Source organism: Acinetobacter sp. UBA5934 (genome assembly GCF_002430855.1).
Lineage (GTDB): Bacteria > Pseudomonadota > Gammaproteobacteria > Pseudomonadales > Moraxellaceae > Acinetobacter.
On record NZ_DJDC01000052.1, the window covers coordinates 1 to 3,549 of the forward strand.

General features: G+C 33.6%; 6 protein-coding genes. 5 read left to right on the forward strand and 1 reads right to left on the reverse strand.

All coding sequences use genetic code 11. From position 1 onward, the window contains the following. The first annotated feature begins 120 nt into the window (after positions 1-120). The 3 genes from B2Y23_RS03610 (at position 121) to B2Y23_RS03620 (ending at position 1,559) form a co-directional block, all read left to right on the forward strand. Positions 121-330: a hypothetical protein gene (locus B2Y23_RS03610; RefSeq protein WP_291369073.1), complete on the forward strand. Its 210-nt coding sequence runs from the start codon at positions 121-123 to the stop codon at positions 328-330. Positions 331-756: 426 nt separating this feature from the next. Next, on the forward strand, positions 757-882 hold the full coding sequence (locus B2Y23_RS03615) for a hypothetical protein (RefSeq protein ID WP_291369075.1): 126 nt from the start codon (positions 757-759) through the stop codon (positions 880-882). Between the two features lie 512 nt (positions 883-1,394). Beyond that, positions 1,395-1,559 carry a hypothetical protein gene (locus tag B2Y23_RS03620; protein ID WP_291369077.1) on the forward strand — a complete coding sequence of 55 codons (165 nt, stop codon included), beginning with the start codon at positions 1,395-1,397 and terminating at the stop codon, positions 1,557-1,559. A gap of 98 nt (positions 1,560-1,657) precedes the next feature. Here the strand turns inward: B2Y23_RS03620 and B2Y23_RS03625 are convergent, their stop codons facing one another. Then, a complete protein-coding gene (locus tag B2Y23_RS03625; protein ID WP_291369079.1) occupies positions 1,658-2,098 on the reverse strand; it encodes an META domain-containing protein in 441 nt (146 codons plus the stop codon). A 382-nt stretch (positions 2,099-2,480) separates the two neighbouring features. On the opposite strand from B2Y23_RS03625, the gene B2Y23_RS03630 reads away from it, so the two are divergent. Further along, positions 2,481-2,621, forward strand: a complete 141-nt coding sequence (locus tag B2Y23_RS03630) for a hypothetical protein (protein ID WP_291369081.1) — start codon at positions 2,481-2,483, stop codon at positions 2,619-2,621. A 225-nt stretch (positions 2,622-2,846) separates the two neighbouring features. Then, a partial coding sequence (locus tag B2Y23_RS03635) for an MFS transporter (protein WP_291369083.1) occupies positions 2,847-3,549 on the forward strand: 703 nt, incomplete at its 3' end.

Consider the following 3,549-nt stretch of genomic DNA (forward strand, 5'->3'; position numbering starts at 1 on the left):
TCTTTTTCCCTTTTAGAAATTAAAGCTAAAACACTTTACATTCAAGCTAACAAATTAATTCACACCTTAAGCTTTAATTCCTTATGATAAAGATCAAAATAGACATGAAGATAAATCGTTATGATCAAAATTAAAAATCCCACTTCAGGGGAAGAGCGAATGATTAACAAGGTTTTGGGCGATGAAGTCACCTTGGCCCAAGCACAAGATCATGCGGGTTATTATGATATGGAAAATAACCAATTTATTCCCAAGCTCAATGAAAATGATGAAGTGGTAGGTTTTTTTGAAAATTCGGAAAATTCTATCTTATGGGAAATCGTGACTTAAATGTTCTCTGATTAAAAATGAGGGTTTACTTATTTATAAGCATGAACAGTGAAGTATCGAAAAAAAGAATACTTCTTTTTTAAACTGGAGTACAAAAATTAGTTAGTAGTAATTTTTTTTAAATATAATTGAAATACAATTGCAGTGACGATTTACTGAAGAGTTTACTAAAACTGAAGATCATCATAAAGAGAAGATATCCTCAGTCAATTTAAAAAGAGCATTGAGATCTCTTAAAAATCCGAATTCATTAAATCTATTTAAAATCTTTTGAAATTATTTAGAATTGATTTAGCACTATGTTTATAAAAACAGTAAATACAAAATTTAATGAATAAACCATTTTTACATTTTTGCTGTAAAAATTGAACCGTGTAAGCGAATATCTCTTATATGCTTAATTTTTAATGAATATAAGGAACGATAATGAAAAAACTATTATTTTTAGGATTGATCATTATGTTTGGTCTAAGTGCATGTCAAAAGCAGGACAATGATACTTCACAGCAAGATAAAACCACGACCCCTCATTCCATGGATAAAGATCAATAAACCTACAAACTGCTGAATGATTTTATTATTCTGATCTAATTCTTTCTTTTACTATTTGAAAATTATGCTGTTTGTACCCATATTAGTTATTAAATAGCGATACTTTTTCTAAGCCGTTAAGGAAGGTTAAAGATATGCTTGATAACATTCGTCAAGTTTTCTGTATTCATGTTTATGAGTTCAATTGGGACTGCAAGCATGGGTACATTCAGGAATGCCGCAAATGTGGTAAAAATGACTAAGGTATTTTACCAGTTTGAATAAGCTATAAAGACATTTCTGAAGCCGTTTAAATCGCTTCTCTTTAATTTAATGGGAAGTAGGGGTGTTACCTAAAAATTGGCAAATAATAAATAAATGTTAAGGCATTTAAAATAGCATTGTTATGAATCAATTATATAGAAGTTTACAAATTACATTGAACGAAATTGACACAAAGTTAAGATTGGATCAGAAAGATTAAATAGTAGATTAAGTCATGTATAGATTCTAAATAAAGGAAGGAAACTGACATGGTTAATCAACATACCCTGCAAATGAGCCAACATAATCAAGAGCGCGATCGCGATCAACACAAGCAGCACCAAGAAAATCCACAGAGTAATCAACAAAATCAGCAGTCCAATGTAAAGCAACAACCTAATCAACAAAACAATCCGCAAAAACAACATAAATAGTATGTTGTTCTGTTTCCAATGGAATGCGTATTGAGTGGTTCAGTTTATATCATTGCTCAAAAAAAGCCCTCTTAGGAGGGCTAAATTATTTCTTTGTTTTATTTAATATTCTTAAACTTAAGCACCATACGACGGTTGCTATCAAATAACTTTAATTCACTATCACTCACGTCATAGCTCACCACCTGATTTAAGGTTTGTGAAAATTTTTGCGGTAAATCGGTGGGATTTAAACAGGCTTTTTCAGTCATCACCAAGTTGGAAAATTTAATTTGACGACCTTTTACCGCATATCCTCCCATAAACTGGTTACAGCCATCACTACCGCTGAGTTGGCTATGACCAAAACTAAGCATGGGAACTGCAGATAAACTCGGGTCAGCTTTATAAGTCATTTGATTAATTTCAGTCATCACCCAATTTTTGTTTTGCAATTTCGCTAAATTTCTTTCCGTGGAAGGGTTAGGCATTGAAGATGTACAACCTGCCAACATCACAGAGACAGCGATGCTGGTAGCGATCATCATTTTATTTAACATTTGCTTTCTCCAATTGATTTAAAGATAAAATTGTGAGGCAAATAACAAATGTTAATTTTATAAAAAATTTCTTAATTCAATTGATTATTAAACAATAATCCACATAAACTGCTCGAAAAATAAACATGAAGTGTTCCCGACCAATAGAATGTGTTAACCGGGAAATTGGGATCAGGTCAATAATGTTCAAAATTTAGAGCGCGTAAATTAAAAGCGACTCAGCTCATTCAATGAACCTCAGGATACTGTTGAGTTTCTATATAAAAACATTATAAATAAGCGCCTTCGTTTTTATCACTGTTAATACACAACATAAATATTATTGATGTTTAACACCATATGGCATATCTATTTGCTAATCATCTGCAAAGGAGAAATAACCATGACCACTCAACCAAATCAAGAATCAAATCCGCAAAAAGAATCTAATGATGATAAGGGTAATCAAAAGTCTTATCAGAATTCTGAGCCACAGAAAAAGCCCAACGCAGAACCTGAGAATCCGCTTAGGGAACAAAAATAGCTTATTCAAATTAAAAAGCCCTCTAAGTGAGGGTTTTTTATGCTCAAAAAATTTAATCATAAATCTAAGAAAAATTGATCTTTTAAGCGCTCATCTACTAATTTTTGAAAAACTCATTTTTTAGCGTTTTATAGATTGACGAACTGCAATTACAAGCAAAGCCATGCCATACTATGCAACCCTTAATATTTTTAAAATATTGAAAATGCAAGGATAAGCAACTTAATGCATGGTATTCCAATTCAACATAAACTGGCAGGATTCTACTTCTTCTACTATTCCATAGTAGGGACGTTTATGCCTTTTTGGAGTCTGTATCTGGAAGACCAGGGCTTTAATTATCAAGAGATCGGATTATTATCTTCAATCGCAATTATTACCCGTTTTTTCGCGCCGTTCATTTGGGGATGGATTGCCGACAAGTCGGGTAAAAGAATGCTATTGGTACGCATAGCTACATGGATGGAAGCCTGCATCTGGTTCATGATTTTCCTGATTCCAAATACTTTCCAGTCTGTGGCATTGCTCATGCTCATTTTCAGCTTTTTTCAGAATGCCATTTTAGCGCAATTTGAAGGAGTCACCCTGTTCTGGCTGGCTGAAAAACGGACTCAGCTGTATGGAAAAGTAAGAAAATGGGGTTCGGTCGGTTTTATTGTGGGTGTTTTTGGCATTGGCGCCTTACTTGAAATTGTTCCTATTTCCCTGCTCCCCATCATGTTGTTGTGCATCGCATTTTTGGCTTTCCTATGGTCTTTTAGTATTAAAGAACCCAGTACAGCACCTCGGGCGCAACAACAGTTAGAACCCTTATGGCCGATATTAAAACGCCCGGTAGTTGCCGCATTTTTTGCTATTGAATTGGTTTTATTATTTTCTCATGCGCCATTTTATAGTTTCTATAGTAACTACTTGCATCAAGCCGGCT

Excerpts from the sequence above, each read along its gene's own strand:
- B2Y23_RS03610 (WP_291369073.1), top strand. The coding sequence starts at position 121 with ATGATCAAAATTAAAAATCCCACTTCAGGGGAAGAGCGAATGATTAAC.
- B2Y23_RS03615 (WP_291369075.1), top strand. The coding sequence starts at position 757 with ATGAAAAAACTATTATTTTTAGGATTGATCATTATGTTTGGTCTAAGT.
- B2Y23_RS03620 (WP_291369077.1), top strand. The coding sequence starts at position 1,395 with ATGGTTAATCAACATACCCTGCAAATGAGCCAACATAATCAAGAGCGC.
- B2Y23_RS03625 (WP_291369079.1), bottom strand. The coding sequence starts at position 2,098 with ATGTTAAATAAAATGATGATCGCTACCAGCATCGCTGTCTCTGTGATG.
- B2Y23_RS03630 (WP_291369081.1), top strand. The coding sequence starts at position 2,481 with ATGACCACTCAACCAAATCAAGAATCAAATCCGCAAAAAGAATCTAAT.